A 16,770-nucleotide genomic window follows, 5' to 3' on the forward strand; every position below is an offset into this window, starting at 1 on the left:
GGATTACCCGCCGGGCACTGCCTGGCGGGTCCCGGAAAGGGGAGGGTCGACGCCCTCCCTTTTTTGTTTCGGGAACAGGGAACACCGGGACGGCGGGCATCCGTCGCCCACCATTTTCGGGGAATGCACGTGGAGCAACTGCAACAGCTCGTCGCCGAGGCCCGCGACCGCATCGAGGCGGCCACTGACCTGAAGGCGCTGGATGATGTCCGGGTGCAGTACCTGGGCAAGAAGGGCTCGATTACCGCCCAGCTGAAGGAGCTCGGCAAGCTGCCGGCGGAGGAACGCCCGGCCGCAGGCCAGAAGGTCAACGAGGCCAAGACCGAGATCGGCGGCCTGATCGAGGCCCGCAAGCAGGCCCTGGCCGACAGCGCCCTGGCCGAGCAGCTGGCCAGCGAGCAGGTGGACGTGACCCTGCCGGGACGTCGTCTGCCCGAGGGCTCTCTGCATCCGATTACCCATACGCTCGAACGCATTGAGGCGTTTTTCGCCGGGCTCGGGTTCCGCGTGGCCGAAGGGCCCGAGGTCGAGGACGACTTCCACAACTTCGAGGCGCTGAATATCCCCGAACATCACCCCGCGCGGGCGATGCACGACACGTTCTATTTTGACGCCCACCGTGTCCTGCGTACCCATACCTCGCCGGTGCAGATCCGCACCATGGAACAGCAGAAGCCGCCGCTGCGCGTGATCGCGCCGGGGCGGGTCTACCGCTGCGACTCCGATCTGACGCACAGCCCGATGTTTCACCAGGTCGAGGGGCTCTGTGTGGACGAGGACATCACCTTCGCGGATCTGCGTGGCGTGCTGAGCGCGTTCCTGCAGAGCTTCTTTGACCGCGACGACCTGGCCACGCGCTTTCGTCCGTCGTACTTCCCGTTCACCGAGCCCTCGGCCGAGGTCGATATCCAGTGCGTGCACTGCGGCGGTGATGGCTGCCGGGTGTGCAGCCATACCGGCTGGCTGGAGGTAATGGGCTGCGGCATGGTGCATCCGAACGTGCTGGGCCACGTGGGCATCGACCCGGAGCAGTACACCGGCTTTGCCTTCGGCCTCGGGGTCGAGCGGATGGCGATGCTGCGCCACGGCGTGAATGACCTGCGCCTGTTCTTCGACAACGACATCCGATTCATTCGCCAATTCGGACGGACCGGCTAATGCGTATCAGTATTCAGTGGCTGCGGGACTGGCTGCAGATCGACGAGACCCCCGAGGAGCTGGGCCACCGGCTGACCATGGCGGGGCTGGAGCTGGACGCGATCGAGGCGGCAGCGCCCGCGTTCAGTGGTGTACGCGTGGGGCGGGTGGCGAAGGTGGAGCCGCACCCGGATGCTGATCGCCTGCGCGTCTGTCAGGTCGAGGCGGGCGAGGCCGACCCGCTGACCATCGTCTGTGGCGCGCCCAATGTGCACGAGGGCATGGTGGCGCCGGTCGCGGTGGTTGGCGCGGTGCTGCCCGACAACTTCAAGATCAAGAAATCCAAGCTGCGCGGCGTCGCCTCCGCGGGCATGCTGTGTTCGGCACGCGAACTGGGCCTTGCGGAGGATGCCGAGGGTCTGCTCGCACTGCCCGCGGACCTCAAGATCGGCGCGGATCTGCGCGCGGCACTGGGCCTGGATGATTACATCCTGGAGGTGGATCTGACGCCGAACCGGGCCGACTGTCTCGGGATGCGGGGGATTGCCCGTGAATGCTCGGCGCTGCTCGATCGGCCGCTGAACGAGAATGTGGCCGAGCCGACCGGGGCAGAGCTGGACGCAGGTGTTGCGATCCAGGTCGAGGATGCCGAGGCCTGCCCGCTGTATGCGGCGCGCGTGGTCGACGGCCTGGATGCGCGTGCGCCCACACCGCTGTGGATGACCGAACGCCTGCGGCGGGCCGGGGTGCGGCCGCTCAGCGCGATCGTGGATGTGACCAACTACGTGATGCTGGAACTCGGGCAGCCCCTGCATGCGTTCGACGCGGGCCGTCTGGGGGGCGCCATCGAGGTGCGCTGGGCGCGCTCCGGCGAGGCGCTGACCCTGCTGGGCGGGGACCAGAAAGTCGAGCTCGCCGAGCAGGACCTGGTGGTCGCCTCGGCCACCGCTCCGGTGGCGCTGGCCGGGATCATGGGCGGCGCCGACAGCGCCGTGGACGATGACACGACGCGGGTGGTGCTCGAGTGTGCCCACTTTGCCCCGCTGGCACTGGCCGGGCGCGCGCGGGCCCATGGGCTGCATACCGATGCCTCGCATCGCTTTGAACGTGGCGTGGATCCGACGCTGGTCGAGCAGGCCATGGAGCGCACCACGCGTCTGTTGCTGGAGATCTGTGGCGGGCAATGCGGGCCGGTGGAGCGCGTCGGCGAGCTGCCGTCGTCTCATTTCGAACAACCGATCCAGCTGCGCCGGCCTCGTATCGAGCGGCTGCTGGGGACGACGTTCGCGGATGACGAGGTCGAGCGTATCCTGGGTGCCCTGGGTTGCCAGGTTGCGTCGACGGCCGAGGGCTGGCAGGTCCGGGCCCCGCGTGCCCGCTTCGACATGGAACGCGAGGAAGACCTGATCGAGGAACTGGCCCGGGTGCATGGCTACGACCGGCTGCCGCAGCGTCTGCCGTCCCCGGTGGCGCCGGCCGAGAGGCCGCCGGCCTTGCGTGGTCTGCGCGATCAGCTGGCGAGCCAGGGGTTTCACGAGGTCATCAGCTTCAGCTTTATCGATGCCGAGGCCTCGCGGGCCTTCTATCCCACGGTGGAGCCGCTGGCACTGGCCAACCCGATCTCCAGCGACCTGGCGGTGATGCGCCCCGGCCTGTGGCCCGGTCTGGTCGCAACGGCGGCCTATAACCAGGCGCGCCAGCAGCCGGATCTGCGGCTTTTCGAGCATGGCCTGCGTTTTGTGCCGGATGCCTCCGGCCTGCGCCAGGAGTCGCGTCTCGCAGGTCTGCTGGGCGGACGGGCGCAGCCGGAGCACTGGGAGACCGCGTCGCGCCGCATCGATTTCTTTGATGCCAAGGGTGTCGTCGAGGCGCTTTGCGCCTCCGTGGAAGCGCCGCTGGGCTTTCGATCGGAGAAACATCCTGCGCTCCACGACGGGCAGTCCGCGCGGATTCTGGCGGGTGATCGTCCCATCGGCTGGGTCGGTCGCCTGCACCCGGCGCTTTGCAAGCGGTTCGATGTGGAGCCGGTGTATCTGTTCGATCTCGATGCCCGGGTGATCCTGCATGCACCGGTCGCGCAGTTCGCACCGCTGTCGCCATATCCGTCGATCCGGCGTGATCTGGCCCTGGTGGTGAAGGAGACCGTTCCGGCCGGTGATGTGCTGAGCGCGATCGAAGAACTGGGGCTGGAGCTGGTGCAGGATGTCCGGCTGTTTGATGTCTACCAGGGCAAGGGCTTGAATCCGGACGAAAAGAGCCTCGCTTTGGGCTTGATTTTGCGGGCTTTTGATCGCACCCTAGGCGAACAGGACGTGGCAAACGTCACCGACAAGGTCGTCGAGCATCTGCACGCTCGCTTCCAGGCAACCCTGAGGCAGTGATTCCATGGCAGCAGTGACGAAGGCGGATCTTGCCGCCACGCTGAACGAAGAACTGGGTCTTAACAAGCGCGAGGCCAAGGAATTCGTCGAGATGTTCTTCGAGGAGATGCGCCAGTCGCTGGAGGATGGCGAGGGTGTGAAACTCTCCGGCTTCGGCAACTTCATCCTCCGCGACAAGAACCAGCGGCCCGGTCGCAATCCAAAGACCGGCGAGGAAATCCCGGTCTCGGCGCGCCGTGTCGTCACCTTCCGACCGGGTCAAAAGCTGCGCGAGCGGGTCGAAAGCTATGCTGGAAGCGAGTAACCACCAGGAACTGCCCGCGATCCCGGGCAAGCGCTACTTCACCATTGGCGAGGTTGCCGAGCTGTGCCAGGTGAAACCTCACGTGCTGCGCTACTGGGAGCAGGAGTTCCCGATGCTCGAGCCGGTCAAGCGGCGGGGCAATCGGCGCTACTATCAGCGCCAGGACGTGATCCTGATCCGCCAGATCCGGGCCCTGCTGTACGAAGAGGGGTACACCATTAATGGCGCGCGGCAGAAGCTCTCCGGCGACGAGGCCAAGGGTGATCGCCAGCAGGCACGCCAGATCATCCAGGACACGATCTCGGAGCTGGAATCGGTGTTGCGCGTATTGCGCGCCTGAGGTTCAGGGAAACACTGATCAGCGTTTCCCTGGCCGCTCGGGTCCTTTCGTGGGCGCGGGGAATGGGATATGATTCGCGGCTTCGGGGCGTAGCGCAGTCTGGTAGCGCATCTGCATGGGGTGCAGAGGGTCGCAGGTTCAAATCCTGCCGTCCCGACCAAATTCAACGGCTTGAAGAATATTCTTCAGGTGAAAAAAGGCCGCATTGAGCGGCCTTTTTTGTGTCTGGAGTGAGGGGGAGGCGGGCCTCGTCTGTTACTCCATCGAACGCCGCCGGGCCTCGCGCTGATAGTGCAGCAGGGCGATATTGAACTGCCGTTCAAGCCACTGGTTCATGCCGGTGACCTGGAAGCCGGCATACACGTATCCGTCGCGCGGGCTGCGACGGCGGTTGGCCAGGCGCAGGTCGCCGCCCAGGCGTTCGCCAACGTCGGGCAGCAGCAGGTTCTCGAACCGCATCGCGGTCCCGATCTCGAGCGCTTCGACCCAGTCTTGCGGTACCTCCACGCACATCCCCTGAGCGGACAGGTCGGCCAGGTCCCCGATACCGGGTTCTTTCCATTCGCGGTACTGCAACTCGATGCGTGGGCGCTCGCTGATCGGGATATGCACGCGAAAGGTCTCGCGTCGCTGCAGATACTCCAGAGTGTCGGGGTAGGGGCAGACATAGAGGGCCCCCGCGTCCTCGCGTTCGATGCGCGAGACGGCGGTGGAGAAGCGTACGGCCACCCCGCGCAGGCTGGCGAACACCCGCATACCGGTGCCTTCCTGGGCGTGGCGATTCGCTTCGATGGGCGTGAGTTCGTCGAGGAAGAGCTCGCGTGCACCTGAATCAAGGCGAACCAGCGCGGAGTTGTACAGCGGGCCATCGTCGTCGAGGCGGACGTTGACGAGGGTGAGCTTGTGATCCAGATCCTTGAGGATGCCGGCAATCCGCTCCGGCTTGTCGACGGTGTAGTCGGTCTCTTCCATGCGTGGCGTTGTTTTAGTTATTGGGCCAAGCCGCACGGTACTGCCGGGCCGTCCGGAATACCAGCCCCGGACGCGGAGCGGAGAAGGGCGCAGAGGTGTCGCGCAGGGCGCGCGCGGGTCATGCGCGGGTGATGCGCCGACCGGTACGGCTGCTGGACTGGGTGCGGCCGTAGGGGTCGTAGGTAGGAGCCGGGCCGGGTTCCTCGCCGCGGAGGATCTGGATGGACATCTCCACGCGACGACGGTCGCGATCGATCAGTCGGGCATTCCCCTGGTTGAGGGTATTGCAGCGCTCCACCGAGCGGCGCAGCGCCTGCCAGTGGTCCTCCAACTCGGCGCCGCTCTCGAGCCGGCTGAACAGCCGTGCGAGGCCCTCGGGCGTATAGGTTTCGCCGGCAGCCTCGATCGTCTCGCGCTGTCGCCGGCTCTCGGTCTCGAGCTCGTGCAGGAGTGTCTGTTTCTGGGCCACGACGTCGCTCAGGGTCTCGGCTGCCCGCGATTCTACGGCGCGGGTCTCCTGCAACAGGATGTCTTCCATCTGGTGGCTCAGCCGAATCGAGGCCTCCAGCGAGCGGAGGAAGGCGTGGCGTTGTTCGGGCGACATCGTCGGGGTTCTCTGTTAGCGCAACAGGCTTTCCAGCTCGATCATGCGATCGGCGAGCTGCTCGTTGTCTACCGGGTACTGGCCGTTGGAGATGGCCTCGCGCAATTCGGCGACACGCGCCTCGTCGAACGGGGTGTTGCCAGCGGCCCCGGAGGCGGCGTTCATTGCCTGCGCCGCACCGGTCAGAGTGACGGAGTCATCCTGGCGTGCGGGCGCGGATGCATTGCCCTGGGCGCCTGCGTCGGGCCGGGAGGTCTCGTCGCGGCCCTTTACGCTCGAGCTGTTGCCGTCCGGGCGCAGGCCGGGGGAGTTCGGGCCTTTGATATCCATCATTCGGTTTCCTGTTTTTGCAATTCTACTGCAGGGGTTAGCGGCAGCGCCGGCTGAAACTGTAGCCCCTTGAGCCGTGAATTTTCGATTCGCTTCACAGTTTGTGGATGGTGACGAGACACACTGCCATTCTACAGGGCTACGCGTACATGTCCGGACTCGAGTACCTCGCCTTCCACGACGCGTCCGGACGAGGTGTTCTTCACGCGGATGCGATCGCCCAGTATGCCGTTCTCCAGCGCCTCGCCCTGCATGCGGATCACCACTGAGCCGTTCTCGGCCAGGATGGTGACGCGCTGACCGCGGCTGACCACCTCGCGCTGGGTGACGTGCTGCTGGCCCAGGATCTGACCGGGCCGGATGTTGCGCCGGGTCTGCAGTCCCACCAGTTCGCTTTTGGTCTCGAAATAGCTACCGGCATGGCGCGAGGTCTGAATGCGCTTGGTGCGCAGATCGCCGGGGAGGATCGTGTGCTGGCGTCGCAGGCTGCGGCTGGCGACCAGGACCTCGGCGTAGCGCTCGACCGTCACTGGCACATAGATCGACCAGCTGACGGGGGCCTCGCACTGGACCTGTACCGCTGTATTGCCATCGCGCCGTCCGCCAGGCGGGAAACGGGTCTCCAGCGCCTCGCTGCATCGGGCCAGGCGCAGGCGGTTGTCCAGGCGGCCAATCTGAACTTCTACCGCCTCGTCGCCCGGTTCGACGTTCAGCTCCTCCTGGATGAAGCGCTCTGCCGCCAGGCGGATGTTCTCGACTGCCTCGATCTCGGCCTGTGCCGTTATGGAGACCAGAGCCAGAACAACGCCCATGGCGGCCGAAAGCCACCAGGAGCGAATAGAAGGTTTGAGTGCTGGCTGGTTCATTGGTCTGGATGCGCGTCGGCTCGTCAGGACTCGAGAGGTTTGAACAGACGTGCAAGCAGAAAACATGCCAGGCAATCAGGGTCGTACCCTCAAGAGTGACTACGGCCGGCCGTTATCGGGTCTAGAACGCGTGCAATCGGCATGCGACGGCGGTTTGTGGCATGACAGCGTCGGTCCGCGGGGTGCACACTGGGGACGGCGAGTCGAGGTGGCTGGCCGCTGGGCGAGGGGGAGAGCAGGACAATGAGTCAATTCATTGACGATGTGAATCAGCGCACCCAACTGGTGGGGCAGAACCGTATGGAGCTGCTCCTGTTTCATCTGGGGAGCTCGCAGACTTTCGGTATTAACGTATTCAAGGTGCGCGAGGTGATCCCGTCGCCGCCGCTGCGGCAGATCCCCGGGTCGCTGAGCGTCGTGCGTGGTGTGGCCACCCTGCGTGGCGGGACCGTCCCCATCATCGATCTTGCGCGCGCGATGGGGTTGCGTACCACTGTGGGCGAGACGGACGACCACAAGGTCGTGGTGACCGAGTTCAACCGGTCGGTGCAGGGCTTCTGGGTGTCCGCGGTCGACCGGATCGTCAACGTCAACTGGGAAGACGTGAAATCACCGCCTCGGGGGACTGGACGCGAGTCGTTTTTGGTGGCGGTTACGGAGATCGACAACAAGCTGGTCGAGATCATTGACGTCGAACGAGTGCTGTCAATCGTCAATCCGTTGCCGTCCAGTGTCTCCGACGAGGTACGTGCGGAGGCCGAGGAAGAGCGTGCACGGCATGGACAGCGCAAGATCGTGATCGTCGATGACTCCGTGGTTGCCCGCAAGCAGATCGAGGGTGCGATCAAGGGCCTGGGCTGGGAGTACGTGGTCTTCAAGGACGGTCGCGAGGCGCTGGATTTCCTGGAGGAGCAGGCCGAGGCCGGCACCGTGGACGAGGTGGTGGAACTGGTGATCTCGGATATCGAGATGCCGCGCATGGACGGCTACACCCTCACCGCTCGAATTCGTGCGAACGATCGCCTGAAAGACCTTCGGGTTCTGCTGCACTCGTCATTGAGCGGGGAGTTCAATACGGATATGGTCAAGCGTGCCGGGGCAGACGCCTTCCTGTCCAAGTTCAACCCCGACGAGTTGGCCGAGGCTGTGCTTGATCAGACCCGAAAGGACTGATGGCGGTGCCTGTGCCGTTTGCGTTGATCGACCGATTCGACCCTGGCGGCATGGAAGCGGTAACGGATTGCCGGTCGCATGAACATCGGCGGCCATGGCGCGCCGCATCCAGCACTCGTTGGGATGTTGTCGGCGTCCGCGCGGTTGCACGTATACTGCACCCGTCCGCCATGGGGGATCGCGTGCCCCTCGGCCGGGTTTTCCGACACGCTGTCAAGGATTCGTCATCAACGTGCCCGTCCGCCTGCACCGTCGACTTTCAAGGATGACTTCGTGATCGACTCGCGTGACTACGAGGAGTTCTCGCGTTTTCTTTCCGAGTGCTGTGGCCTGGTGCTGGGCGACAGCCGTCAGTATCTCGTGTCGAGCCGACTGTCGCGGCTGCTGGACGAGTTCGGCTACAAGAGTGTGCCGGAGCTGCTGCACGCAATGCGCCAGGCACCCAATCCGCGCCTGCGCACGCGTGTGATCGATGCGATGACCACGAACGAAACCTCCTGGTTTCGCGATGGCTTCCCGTTCGAGATCCTGCGCCATGTACTGCTCCCGGAGCGTGCGGAGAAAGGCGCAGCGATTAAGGTCTGGTCGTCCGGCTGCTCCAGCGGTCAGGAGGCCTACAGCATCTCCATGGTGGCGTCCGAGTGGGAGGAATCGCGGCCCAAGCGTGTGGTGCCGGTATCGATTCTGGGTACGGACCTCTCGGAGAAGATCCTGGACGATGCCCGGCGTGCGGTGTACGACGGGCTGAGTATCGTGCGCGGCCTGAGCGAGGCGCGGCGTGCCCGCTTCTTCGAAACTGTGGCAGAGGGCCATCGCGTACGCCCGGAGATCCAGCGCCGCTGCCGCTTTCAGAAGCTCAACCTGATCGACAGCTACGCGGCCCTGGGCAAGTTCGACATCGTGTTCTGTCGCAACGTGCTGATCTATTTCTCCGCAGAGACCAAGCGACAGGTTCTTGACGGAATCGCCCGCCAGATGAACCCCGGTGGTTATCTGTTTCTTGGCGCTTCCGAGACCGCAGGCCCTTACACCCAGGCCTTCGAAACCGTTCGCACCGAGTACGGCTCCGTCCTTCGCCTGAAGGGCTGACGCGCCTTGTAGCGCTTCGCCATCCGGTCGCTCCCCGCGACCTCGACACCCCTCTCCAGACATCCGTCAGCCCATAGTGGCACACCAATTGCTTTGTCCCTGTCATGCGGGGCGAAGCGGTTTCGTCCCGAGGAACCTGAAGTTCGCCAGTGGCGGACGGGGTACGACGGATGAGTCTCTCTCTCGACAAGGCGATGGGCATTCTCCCGGAGGCGGTCAACGTCCGCGCGAAGCGGATGGAACTGCTGGCCTCGAATATCGCGAATGCCGACACGCCCAACTACAAGGCGCGCGATATCGACTTTCGCTCGGCATTGCAGGCGGCGGCCGGCGAGGGCGGCAATCTGCCCATGGCGCGCACCCAGCAGGGCCATATTGGTCCTGGTGGAGCGGGCGGCGCGAACGGGTCGCTGGAGACGCTTTATCGCGTGCCATCACAGCCGTCTCTGGATGGCAACACGGTGGACCCGCAGCTGGAGCGAGCAGCCTTTGCGGAGAACTCCCTGCAGTACCAGAGCAGCCTCGAGTTCCTGAACCGCCGGGTTTCCGGCATCCGTGACGCGCTGCGGGGCGAGCGCTAATGCGAGCGCCAACGCTGGGACCAGGAGAGTGATGTCGTGAGTGATCTGTTCAAGCTGTTCAACACCTCGGCCTCCGCGCTGACCGCGCAGTCGGTGCGGCTGAATACGGTCGCGTCGAATCTGGCCAACGCCAACACCGTCGCGACCAACCCGGACGAGGCCTACCGGGCGAAGCAGGTACTGTTTCAGACCGTGATGAACCAGGCCGACCCGAACGGCGCATCCAACGGCGTGCGGGTGGCTGGTATTGACGAGTCGCGCGCGCCGCCACAGGCGCACTACGAACCGAATCACCCGCAGGCCAATGAAGACGGCTACATCTTCCGTCCCGCGATCAGTGTGGTGGAGGAGATGGCCAACATGATGTCGGCCTCGCGCAACTACGAAGCGAATGTCGAGGTGATGGAAACCTCGCGCCAGCTGCTGCAGCGCACGTTGCAGATCGGCCAGGGCTAAACCGGAGCGCCGCATGACACAGATTTCACCGGACATGCTGGATCGACTGGGCCTGTCACGTCCCAGGCAGGACGACAAGGAAACGGATCGCCTGGGTCAGGACGACTTCCTGAAGCTGATGGTGACGCAGCTGCAGAACCAGGACCCGTTCGAACCGATGGAAAACGGCGAATTCATTGGACAAATGGCCCAGTTCTCGACCGTGACCGGAATCGAGGAGCTGTCCAAGTCCTTCCAGCAACTGGCGCAGTCCATGGGGCAGAGCCAGACCTTGCAGGCGGCCTCCCTGGTCGGGAAAGACGTACTGGTACCGACAGATTTCAGCGAGCTGGGGCCGGAGGGCATGGTGCGTGGTGCCGTGGACCTTGATCAGTCCACCGGTCAGTTGCAGGTCGAGGTGTACAGCCCCACGGGTGAACGCATCCGCAGCATGAACCTCGGCTCGGCCAGTGAGGGGCTGCAGGAATTTACGTGGGACGGGCTGCGCGATGACGGGACGCCTGCGGCCCCGGGCGTATATGAGTTCCGGGCCTCGACCCGGAGTGGATCCGGCAGTGAATCAGTAGATGTCTTTCTCGACGCACGCGTCGAGAGTGTTTCGGTAGGTGACGATTCCAGCCTGGGCCTGATGGTAAGGGGCCTGGGCGAGATCAATTTCTCGGATGTCCGGCGCATCAGCAGCTGACGGACTCTAACGGAGGTAGACCAGCATGCCCTTCAATATCGGATTGAGCGGACTGAACTCGGCACAGGCCGATCTGCAGACCACCGGCAACAACGTCTCGAATGCCGGCACCACGGGCTTCAAGCGCTCGCGCGCCGAGTTCGGTGACGTCTTCGCCCAGAGCTTTGGTGGCGTCAGCCAGACCGCGACCGGTGGTGGCTCGCGTCTGATGGCTGTGACCCAGCAGTTTTCGCAGGGACGCACGGAGTTCACCGAGAACGGCCTAGATCTCGCGATTGATGGTGAGGGCTTTTTCGTGATGAACGATGGTGGCAATCGTGTTTATACGCGCGCTGGCGAATTTCAGGTAAACCGTGAAGGCAACTTGGTGAACAATCAGGGTCAGCAGCTGCAGGGCTATCCGCCGATCAATCCGGGCAGCACGGATACCGATTTCAACACTGGACAGCTTGGGGATTTGCGTCTCCAGACTGGGGCCTCTGCGCCACAGGCTACCAGTGAGATCGAGGCCTTGGTGAACCTTCAGTCCGGCGCTGTACCCCCGGAAGAGGCTTTCGACTTTGATGACCCGGATACCTACAACTACTCCACCTCCCTGACGGTTTACGACTCACTGGGGACATCTCGGGATGCTCGGCTCTACTTCGTTAAATCCGAAGACGGACGCGAGTGGGATGCTCATATCCGAGTGAATGACGGTGTCGATAGCGACGGAAATACGACCTACTTTGAAGGAGGCCCCTTCGAGCTCGATTTTGACCCAAATGGTCAATTGTCCAGCGATTCCGATTTCAATTTTACGACTGGTGATTTTGAGAACGGAGCCGCGGCACTGGATATTGACATTGATTTCACAGGAACCACTCAGTTTGGTGGTGACTTTGCGGTGAACGACCTTGGTCAGGACGGGTTCGCGTCGGGTCGTCTGACCGGTGTCGACATTGATTCCAGTGGCGTGGTGTTCGCGCGCTTCACCAATGGCCAATCTTCCGTTCTAGGGCAGGTCGCTCTGGCCAACTTCACCAACCCACAGGGCCTGGAGCAGCTGGGCAACAACAACTGGGCCGAGACCTTTGCGGCCGGTGATCCAGTGTTTGCCTCTCCGGGTACCGGCAATCTGGGCCAGATCCAGGCCGGCGCCCTGGAGGCCTCGAACGTCGATATCGCTCAGGAGCTGGTGAATCTGATCACCGCGCAGCGCAACTTCCAGGCGAACGCGCAGACGATCTCCACGGCCGATCAGGTCACCCAGACCATCATCAACATCCGCTAGGTCAGGGACAGGGATACGAGGGCACAGGCATGGATCGATTCCTCTACATCGCGATGTCCGGCGCGAAGGAGACCATGCACGCGCAGGCGGTAAACAACCACAACCTGGCGAATGCCAATACCGACGGCTTTCGTCAGGCGCTGGCCAACGCCAATACCGTGCCCGTGCGCGGGCCGGTGTTCGACTCGCGTGACTACGCACAGCTGGGCACCGACGGCACGGACTTCTCCAAGGGCCAGATGCAAAGCACGGGGCGCGATCTCGACATCGCAATCGAGGACCAGGGCTTTATCGCGGTGCAGGGTCCGGATGGCGAGGAAGGTTACACCCGTGCGGGTTCCCTGCATGTGGATGCGTTCGGGCTCTTGCGCACCGCACAGGGGCACCAGGTCCTGGGGGATGGCGGCCCGATCGCGATCCCGCCGTCGGAGAAGATCGAGATCGGCACGGACGGCACGATCAGCGTGCGCCCGCAGGGGGTGGGTCCGGAGGCCCTGGCCGCGATCGAGCGTATCCGCCTGGTGAACCCGAACGTGAACGAACTGGAGCGCGGCGATGACGGCCTGTTCCGCATGGCTGATGGCGGCGAGGCGCCGCCGGATGCCGAGGTGCGGGTGGTCTCGGGCATGCTCGAGGGCAGCAACGTGAACACGGTCGAGGCGCTGACCCGGATGATCGAGCTGTCTCGCCACTTCGAGATGCAGGTGAAGATGATGGACAGCGCCAACACGCTGGAACAAAGCAGCAACCGGCTGCTGGGCCTCGGCTGACGCGGCCCCCATTGCAGGACTGACAGGAGAACACCATGAACCAGGCACTGTGGATTGCCAAGACCGGCCTCGACGCGCAGCACACGCGCATGTCGACGGTCTCGAACAACCTGGCCAACGTGAACACCACCGGCTTCAAGAAGGACCGTGCGGTGTTCGAGGACCTGATCTACCAGACCGTACGTCAGCCGGGCGCCCAGGCCACCCAGGATCAGCAACTGCCCTCGGGGCTGCAGATCGGTACCGGTGTGCGCGCCGTGTCCACCGAGAAGATGTTTACCCAGGGCAACCTGCAGCAGACCGACAACTCGCTGGACGTCGCGATCGAAGGACGAGGGTTCTTCCAGGTCCTGATGCCCAGCGGGGACATCGGCTATACGCGCGACGGCAGCTTCCAGCTGAATGCCGATGGCGAGGTAGTAATGTCGAACGGCTATCCGCTGCAGCCGGGCCTGTTCGTGCCGCCGGATACCCAGTCGCTGGCGATCGGCAAGGACGGGACCGTGACCGCGCAGATCCCGGGGCAGGCCGAGCCGGTGGAGCTGGGGAACATCCAGCTGGCGGACTTCGTGAATCCGGCGGGTCTGCAGGCGATCGGCGAGAACCTGTTCCAGGAGACCGCGGCCTCCGGCGTCGCCCAGCAGGCCCAGCCCGGCCTGAATGGCACCGGCACCCTGGTGCAAGGCTCGCTGGAGACGTCGAACGTGAATATCGCCGAGGAGCTGGTGAACATGATCGAGACCCAGCGCGCCTACGAGGTCAACTCCAAGGCGATTTCCGCGGCCGACCAGTCGCTGCAGTTCGTCAACCAGACGATCGGGTAGCGCGATGAACCGGCTTGAGACCCTGATGCGACCGATCCTGGGCCTGGCGGCCGTGGTGGTGCTGTCCGCCTGCGCCGCTACCCAGCCGACGATGCCCGGGGACAACCCGGACTACAACCCCGTGATGCCGCCGCAACCGGTGCCGCAGGCCCAGAACAATGGGGGCATCTACCAGGTCGCGCAGTCCCAGGGCCTGTTCGAGGACTACAAGGCGCGCCAGGTGGGCGACATCCTGACCGTGATCCTGGCCGAGAGCACCCAGGCGCAGAAGTCCGCCTCGACCTCTACGCAGAAGGATTCCAGCCTGGATCTGGGCAACCTGCAGGCCTTCGGTGGCCAGGCGACCCACCGCGGCCGCCCGCTGTTCGGGGCCAGCAATAACAGCAGTCGGGATTTCGACGGCTCCGGCGACTCGTCTCAGAGCAACCAGCTGGATGGCCAGATCACCGTGACCGTGGCCGAGGTGCTGCCGAACGGCAATCTCGTGGTACAGGGCGAGAAGTGGCTGGGCATCAACCAGGGCGAGGAATATGTGCGCTTTCGCGGCATCGTGCGCCCGGTGGACGTGACCACCAACAACACCGTCCTGTCGACGCAGGTGGCCAATACGCGGGTCTATTACGGTGGCACCGGTGTGCTGGCCGACAGCAACACGCCCGGGTGGATCACCCGCTTCTTCAATAGCCCCTGGTGGCCGTTCTGAGCGGGAGAGCCGAGATGCAACGAACAGGGTACAGGTGGCATCAGCGCAGCATCGCAGGGCGTGCGCTCCCCGGTCTGATGGTCGCGGTCGGGCTGCTGCTGGGCGGGATTGCCGGCGCGCAGGCCCAGACGGCGATCCAGCAGCAGGCGGCGATGCAGGAGCGCACCTACACCGAACGGGTCAAGGATGTGGCCAGTGTCTTCGGCGTGCGCGAAAACCAGCTGGTGGGCTATGGCCTGGTCGTCGGCCTGGACGGCACGGGCGACCAGACCACGCAGACCCCGTTCACCATCCAGAGCCTGAACAACATGCTGGGGCAGCTGGGACTGACCCCGGACGCCGGCAACCCGCAGCTGCGCAATGTCGCGGCCGTGATGGTCACCGCCGAGCTGCCCCCGTTCTCCAAGCCCGGTCAGCGCATCGACGTGACCGTCTCCTCGATGGGTAATGCGACCAGCCTGAGGGGTGGGACCCTGCTGATGACGCCGCTGAAGGGTGCGGACGGTCAGACCTATAGCATCGCCCAGGGCAACCTGGTCGTGGGCGGCTTCGGTGCCGAGGGCCGGGACGGGTCGCGTATCACTGTGAACGTCCCGAGCGTCGGGCGCATTCCGAACGGTGCGACGGTGGAGCGCGAGGTGCCGACCGCCTTTGCCCAGGGTGACCATGTGACCCTGAACCTGAACCGCCCGGACTTCACCACGGCCAACCGGCTGGTGGAGACCGTCAACGATACCTTCGGGCCCGGCGTGGCTCAGGCCCTGGACGGCTCCTCGGTGCGTGTGCGCGCACCCCAGAACCCGGATCAGCGCGTGGGTTTTGTCGCCGAGCTGGAGAACCTGCCCATCGAGCGAGGCGCGCCCCCGGCCCGGGTGATCGTGAACTCGCGCACCGGGACCGTGGTGATCGGCTCGAGCGTGCAGGTGACCCCGGCGGCGGTGTCTCATGGCAGCCTGACCGTCACCATCAGCGAGGCCCCGCAGGTCGTGCAGCCGATGCCCTTTGCCGAGGGCGAGACCGCGGTGCAGCCGCAGACCGACATTGCCATCCAGCAGGATGACAGCACCATGTTCCTGTTCGACCCCGGCACCTCGCTGGACGAGATCGTGCGCGCGGTGAACAACGTGGGGGCGGCTCCGGGTGATCTGGTGGCCATCCTCGAGGCCCTGCGCGAGGCGGGCGCCCTGCGCGCGGAGCTGGTGGTCATCTGATGATCTCGTCCGGCCACGACCTCTCCATGCAGGCACGCTCGGCGCTGGCCAGCGACCCGAGCGGACTGCGCGACCTCGGGCGTGCGGCCCAGGCGGGGGGAGACGAGGCGCTGGAGGCGGTCGCGCGCGAGTTCGAGGCGATGCTGATCGGCCAGATGCTCAAGCAGATGCGCGAGGCCTCGCTGGGCGACGGACTGTTCGACAACGAGCAGAGCAAGATGTACCTCGAGATGCAGGATCAGGAATTCGCCAAGGCCATGAGTCAGGGCGACGGGATCGGCCTGCGCGAGGTGCTGATGCAGCAGCTGTCGCAGCAGAGTCAGCCGCAGGACGGACAGGGTCTTCGGGACCCCGAGCGCCTGGCGGCCCTGGACCTCCCGCAACGCCGGGGCGACCTGGATTTTCGGCGTCTGTCCGACGAACAACGCGAGCTTGAGCCGGTTGCGCCCATGCGACCCGCACGGGGCGATACCGAGGCTGGAACCGGTGAGCTCCGGCGGCTGGGCGGGGCGCCGAGCCCGCTGGCGATCGACTGGCCGCCGCGGGATCCGTCCGACTTTGTTGCGACACTGGAACCCCTGGCGCGGGAAGCGGCTGCCGATCTGGGCGTGGAGCCTGGCATCCTGCTGGCACAAAGTGCCCTGGAGACCGGTTGGGGGCGCCACGTGCCCTCGCGCGAGAACGGCCAGCCGAGCTTCAACCTGTTCGGGATCAAGGCCGATTCCCGCTGGGAGGGGGATCAGGTCGCCGTGGGCACCCTTGAGTACCGGGATGGTGTAGCCCAGCGCGAGCAGGCACGCTTCCGCGCGTACGCCGATCCGGCGGATTCCTTCGCCGACTACGTCGATTTCATTCGTAACAACCCGCGCTACCACCGCGCCCTGCAGGCCGGCGACGATGTTCAGTACATCCGTGAACTGCAGGCCGCCGGTTACGCCACCGACCCCGCCTATGCGGACAAGGTGCTGCGGGTACGCGATCAGCTGTCGGGCTATGTGAATCCCGAACCGACTCAAGCATTGGCCGAGCCGGCCGTTACCCGAAACGAGGGGTAGACCATGTCGCAGACAC

19 protein-coding genes and 1 tRNA gene are annotated in these 16,770 nt (G+C 64.7%); 16 read left to right on the forward strand and 4 right to left on the reverse strand.

All coding sequences use genetic code 11. The features are described from left to right. Nucleotides 1-129: 129 nt before the first annotated feature. The 5 genes from pheS (at nucleotide 130) to F579_RS0101440 (ending at nucleotide 4,322) form a co-directional block, all read left to right on the forward strand. Nucleotides 130-1,158 (forward strand): phenylalanine--tRNA ligase subunit alpha, encoded by a 1,029-nt coding sequence (pheS, locus tag F579_RS0101420; RefSeq protein ID WP_038029438.1) that lies wholly within the window; start codon nucleotides 130-132, stop codon nucleotides 1,156-1,158. Beyond that, nucleotides 1,158-3,518, forward strand: a complete 2,361-nt coding sequence (gene pheT, locus F579_RS0101425; RefSeq protein ID WP_019024604.1) for a phenylalanine--tRNA ligase subunit beta — start codon at nucleotides 1,158-1,160, stop codon at nucleotides 3,516-3,518. Before pheS ends, pheT begins: the two co-directional genes overlap by 1 nt. 4 nt (nucleotides 3,519-3,522) lie before the next feature. Beyond that, nucleotides 3,523-3,822 carry an integration host factor subunit alpha gene (locus F579_RS0101430; RefSeq protein WP_012982328.1) on the forward strand — a complete coding sequence of 100 codons (300 nt, stop codon included), beginning with the start codon at nucleotides 3,523-3,525 and terminating at the stop codon, nucleotides 3,820-3,822. Then, entirely contained in the window at nucleotides 3,806-4,162 is a 357-nt protein-coding gene (locus F579_RS0101435; RefSeq protein WP_012982329.1) for a MerR family transcriptional regulator, read from the forward strand. Before F579_RS0101430 ends, F579_RS0101435 begins: the two co-directional genes overlap by 17 nt. Nucleotides 4,163-4,245: 83 nt before the next feature. Next, nucleotides 4,246-4,322 (forward strand) — tRNA-Pro (locus tag F579_RS0101440). Between the two features lie 95 nt (nucleotides 4,323-4,417). Here F579_RS0101440 and F579_RS0101445 read toward each other — a convergent pair. The 4 genes from F579_RS0101445 to flgA form a co-directional block, all read right to left on the reverse strand. After that, the gene (locus F579_RS0101445) at nucleotides 4,418-5,134 is read right to left on the reverse strand and encodes a flagellar brake protein (protein WP_019024603.1); all 717 of its coding nucleotides are present in this window, start codon (nucleotides 5,132-5,134) and stop codon (nucleotides 4,418-4,420) included. Nucleotides 5,135-5,252: 118 nt separating this feature from the next. After that, nucleotides 5,253-5,738, reverse strand: coding sequence for a flagella synthesis protein FlgN (locus tag F579_RS0101450; protein WP_019024602.1), 486 nt, complete (start codon nucleotides 5,736-5,738; stop codon nucleotides 5,253-5,255). Between the two features lie 15 nt (nucleotides 5,739-5,753). Continuing rightward, a complete protein-coding gene (gene flgM / locus F579_RS0101455; RefSeq protein ID WP_026301070.1) occupies nucleotides 5,754-6,068 on the reverse strand; it encodes a flagellar biosynthesis anti-sigma factor FlgM in 315 nt (104 codons plus the stop codon). Between the two features lie 131 nt (nucleotides 6,069-6,199). Then, nucleotides 6,200-6,934: a flagellar basal body P-ring formation chaperone FlgA gene (gene flgA, locus F579_RS0101460; protein ID WP_038029271.1), complete on the reverse strand. Its 735-nt coding sequence runs from the start codon at nucleotides 6,932-6,934 to the stop codon at nucleotides 6,200-6,202. Nucleotides 6,935-7,177: 243 nt separating this feature from the next. Here flgA and F579_RS0101465 point away from each other — a divergent pair, with 243 nt between their 5' ends. The 11 genes from F579_RS0101465 to flgJ all read left to right on the forward strand — a co-directional run bounded on the left by F579_RS0101465 (nucleotide 7,178) and on the right by flgJ (nucleotide 16,754). Beyond that, nucleotides 7,178-8,107 carry a chemotaxis protein gene (locus tag F579_RS0101465; protein WP_019024599.1) on the forward strand — a complete coding sequence of 310 codons (930 nt, stop codon included), beginning with the start codon at nucleotides 7,178-7,180 and terminating at the stop codon, nucleotides 8,105-8,107. Nucleotides 8,108-8,380: 273 nt separating this feature from the next. Then, complete coding sequence (locus F579_RS0101470; protein WP_019024598.1) at nucleotides 8,381-9,196, forward strand: protein-glutamate O-methyltransferase CheR; 816 nt, start codon at nucleotides 8,381-8,383, stop codon at nucleotides 9,194-9,196. Between the two features lie 170 nt (nucleotides 9,197-9,366). Continuing rightward, the gene (flgB, locus tag F579_RS0101475; RefSeq protein ID WP_019024597.1) at nucleotides 9,367-9,777 is read left to right on the forward strand and encodes a flagellar basal body rod protein FlgB; all 411 of its coding nucleotides are present in this window, start codon (nucleotides 9,367-9,369) and stop codon (nucleotides 9,775-9,777) included. 36 nt (nucleotides 9,778-9,813) lie between these two features. Continuing rightward, nucleotides 9,814-10,233, forward strand: coding sequence for a flagellar basal body rod protein FlgC (gene flgC, locus F579_RS0101480; protein ID WP_019024596.1), 420 nt, complete (start codon nucleotides 9,814-9,816; stop codon nucleotides 10,231-10,233). A gap of 13 nt (nucleotides 10,234-10,246) precedes the next feature. After that, nucleotides 10,247-10,918, forward strand: a complete 672-nt coding sequence (locus F579_RS0101485) for a flagellar hook assembly protein FlgD (protein WP_019024595.1) — start codon at nucleotides 10,247-10,249, stop codon at nucleotides 10,916-10,918. 25 nt (nucleotides 10,919-10,943) lie between these two features. After that, nucleotides 10,944-12,191 carry a flagellar hook protein FlgE gene (flgE, locus tag F579_RS0101490; protein WP_019024594.1) on the forward strand — a complete coding sequence of 416 codons (1,248 nt, stop codon included), beginning with the start codon at nucleotides 10,944-10,946 and terminating at the stop codon, nucleotides 12,189-12,191. A gap of 29 nt (nucleotides 12,192-12,220) precedes the next feature. Then, entirely contained in the window at nucleotides 12,221-12,961 is a 741-nt protein-coding gene (gene flgF, locus F579_RS0101495) for a flagellar basal-body rod protein FlgF (RefSeq protein WP_017925371.1), read from the forward strand. A gap of 35 nt (nucleotides 12,962-12,996) precedes the next feature. Further along, on the forward strand, nucleotides 12,997-13,785 hold the full coding sequence (gene flgG, locus F579_RS0101500) for a flagellar basal-body rod protein FlgG (protein ID WP_019024593.1): 789 nt from the start codon (nucleotides 12,997-12,999) through the stop codon (nucleotides 13,783-13,785). Between the two features lie 4 nt (nucleotides 13,786-13,789). Further along, nucleotides 13,790-14,488: a flagellar basal body L-ring protein FlgH gene (gene flgH, locus F579_RS0101505; RefSeq protein WP_019024592.1), complete on the forward strand. Its 699-nt coding sequence runs from the start codon at nucleotides 13,790-13,792 to the stop codon at nucleotides 14,486-14,488. 77 nt (nucleotides 14,489-14,565) lie between these two features. Beyond that, nucleotides 14,566-15,699, forward strand: a complete 1,134-nt coding sequence (locus F579_RS0101510) for a flagellar basal body P-ring protein FlgI (RefSeq protein ID WP_019024591.1) — start codon at nucleotides 14,566-14,568, stop codon at nucleotides 15,697-15,699. Next, nucleotides 15,699-16,754 (forward strand): flagellar assembly peptidoglycan hydrolase FlgJ, encoded by a 1,056-nt coding sequence (flgJ, locus tag F579_RS0101515; RefSeq protein WP_019024590.1) that lies wholly within the window; start codon nucleotides 15,699-15,701, stop codon nucleotides 16,752-16,754. Before F579_RS0101510 ends, flgJ begins: the two co-directional genes overlap by 1 nt. Nucleotides 16,755-16,770 lie beyond the last annotated feature (16 nt).

This window comes from Thioalkalivibrio sp. ALJ21 (assembly GCF_000378605.1).
GTDB lineage: Bacteria > Pseudomonadota > Gammaproteobacteria > Ectothiorhodospirales > Ectothiorhodospiraceae > Thioalkalivibrio.

Excerpts from the sequence above, each read along its gene's own strand:
- pheT (WP_019024604.1), top strand. The coding sequence starts at position 1,158 with ATGCGTATCAGTATTCAGTGGCTGCGGGACTGGCTGCAGATCGACGAG.
- F579_RS0101430 (WP_012982328.1), top strand. The coding sequence starts at position 3,523 with ATGGCAGCAGTGACGAAGGCGGATCTTGCCGCCACGCTGAACGAAGAA.
- F579_RS0101435 (WP_012982329.1), top strand. The coding sequence starts at position 3,806 with ATGCTGGAAGCGAGTAACCACCAGGAACTGCCCGCGATCCCGGGCAAG.
- F579_RS0101445 (WP_019024603.1), bottom strand. The coding sequence starts at position 5,134 with ATGGAAGAGACCGACTACACCGTCGACAAGCCGGAGCGGATTGCCGGC.
- F579_RS0101450 (WP_019024602.1), bottom strand. The coding sequence starts at position 5,738 with ATGTCGCCCGAACAACGCCACGCCTTCCTCCGCTCGCTGGAGGCCTCG.
- flgM (WP_026301070.1), bottom strand. The coding sequence starts at position 6,068 with ATGGATATCAAAGGCCCGAACTCCCCCGGCCTGCGCCCGGACGGCAAC.
- flgA (WP_038029271.1), bottom strand. The coding sequence starts at position 6,934 with ATGAACCAGCCAGCACTCAAACCTTCTATTCGCTCCTGGTGGCTTTCG.
- F579_RS0101465 (WP_019024599.1), top strand. The coding sequence starts at position 7,178 with ATGAGTCAATTCATTGACGATGTGAATCAGCGCACCCAACTGGTGGGG.
- flgB (WP_019024597.1), top strand. The coding sequence starts at position 9,367 with ATGAGTCTCTCTCTCGACAAGGCGATGGGCATTCTCCCGGAGGCGGTC.
- F579_RS0101485 (WP_019024595.1), top strand. The coding sequence starts at position 10,247 with ATGACACAGATTTCACCGGACATGCTGGATCGACTGGGCCTGTCACGT.
- flgE (WP_019024594.1), top strand. The coding sequence starts at position 10,944 with ATGCCCTTCAATATCGGATTGAGCGGACTGAACTCGGCACAGGCCGAT.
- flgF (WP_017925371.1), top strand. The coding sequence starts at position 12,221 with ATGGATCGATTCCTCTACATCGCGATGTCCGGCGCGAAGGAGACCATG.
- flgG (WP_019024593.1), top strand. The coding sequence starts at position 12,997 with ATGAACCAGGCACTGTGGATTGCCAAGACCGGCCTCGACGCGCAGCAC.
- flgH (WP_019024592.1), top strand. The coding sequence starts at position 13,790 with ATGAACCGGCTTGAGACCCTGATGCGACCGATCCTGGGCCTGGCGGCC.
- F579_RS0101510 (WP_019024591.1), top strand. The coding sequence starts at position 14,566 with ATGGTCGCGGTCGGGCTGCTGCTGGGCGGGATTGCCGGCGCGCAGGCC.
- flgJ (WP_019024590.1), top strand. The coding sequence starts at position 15,699 with ATGATCTCGTCCGGCCACGACCTCTCCATGCAGGCACGCTCGGCGCTG.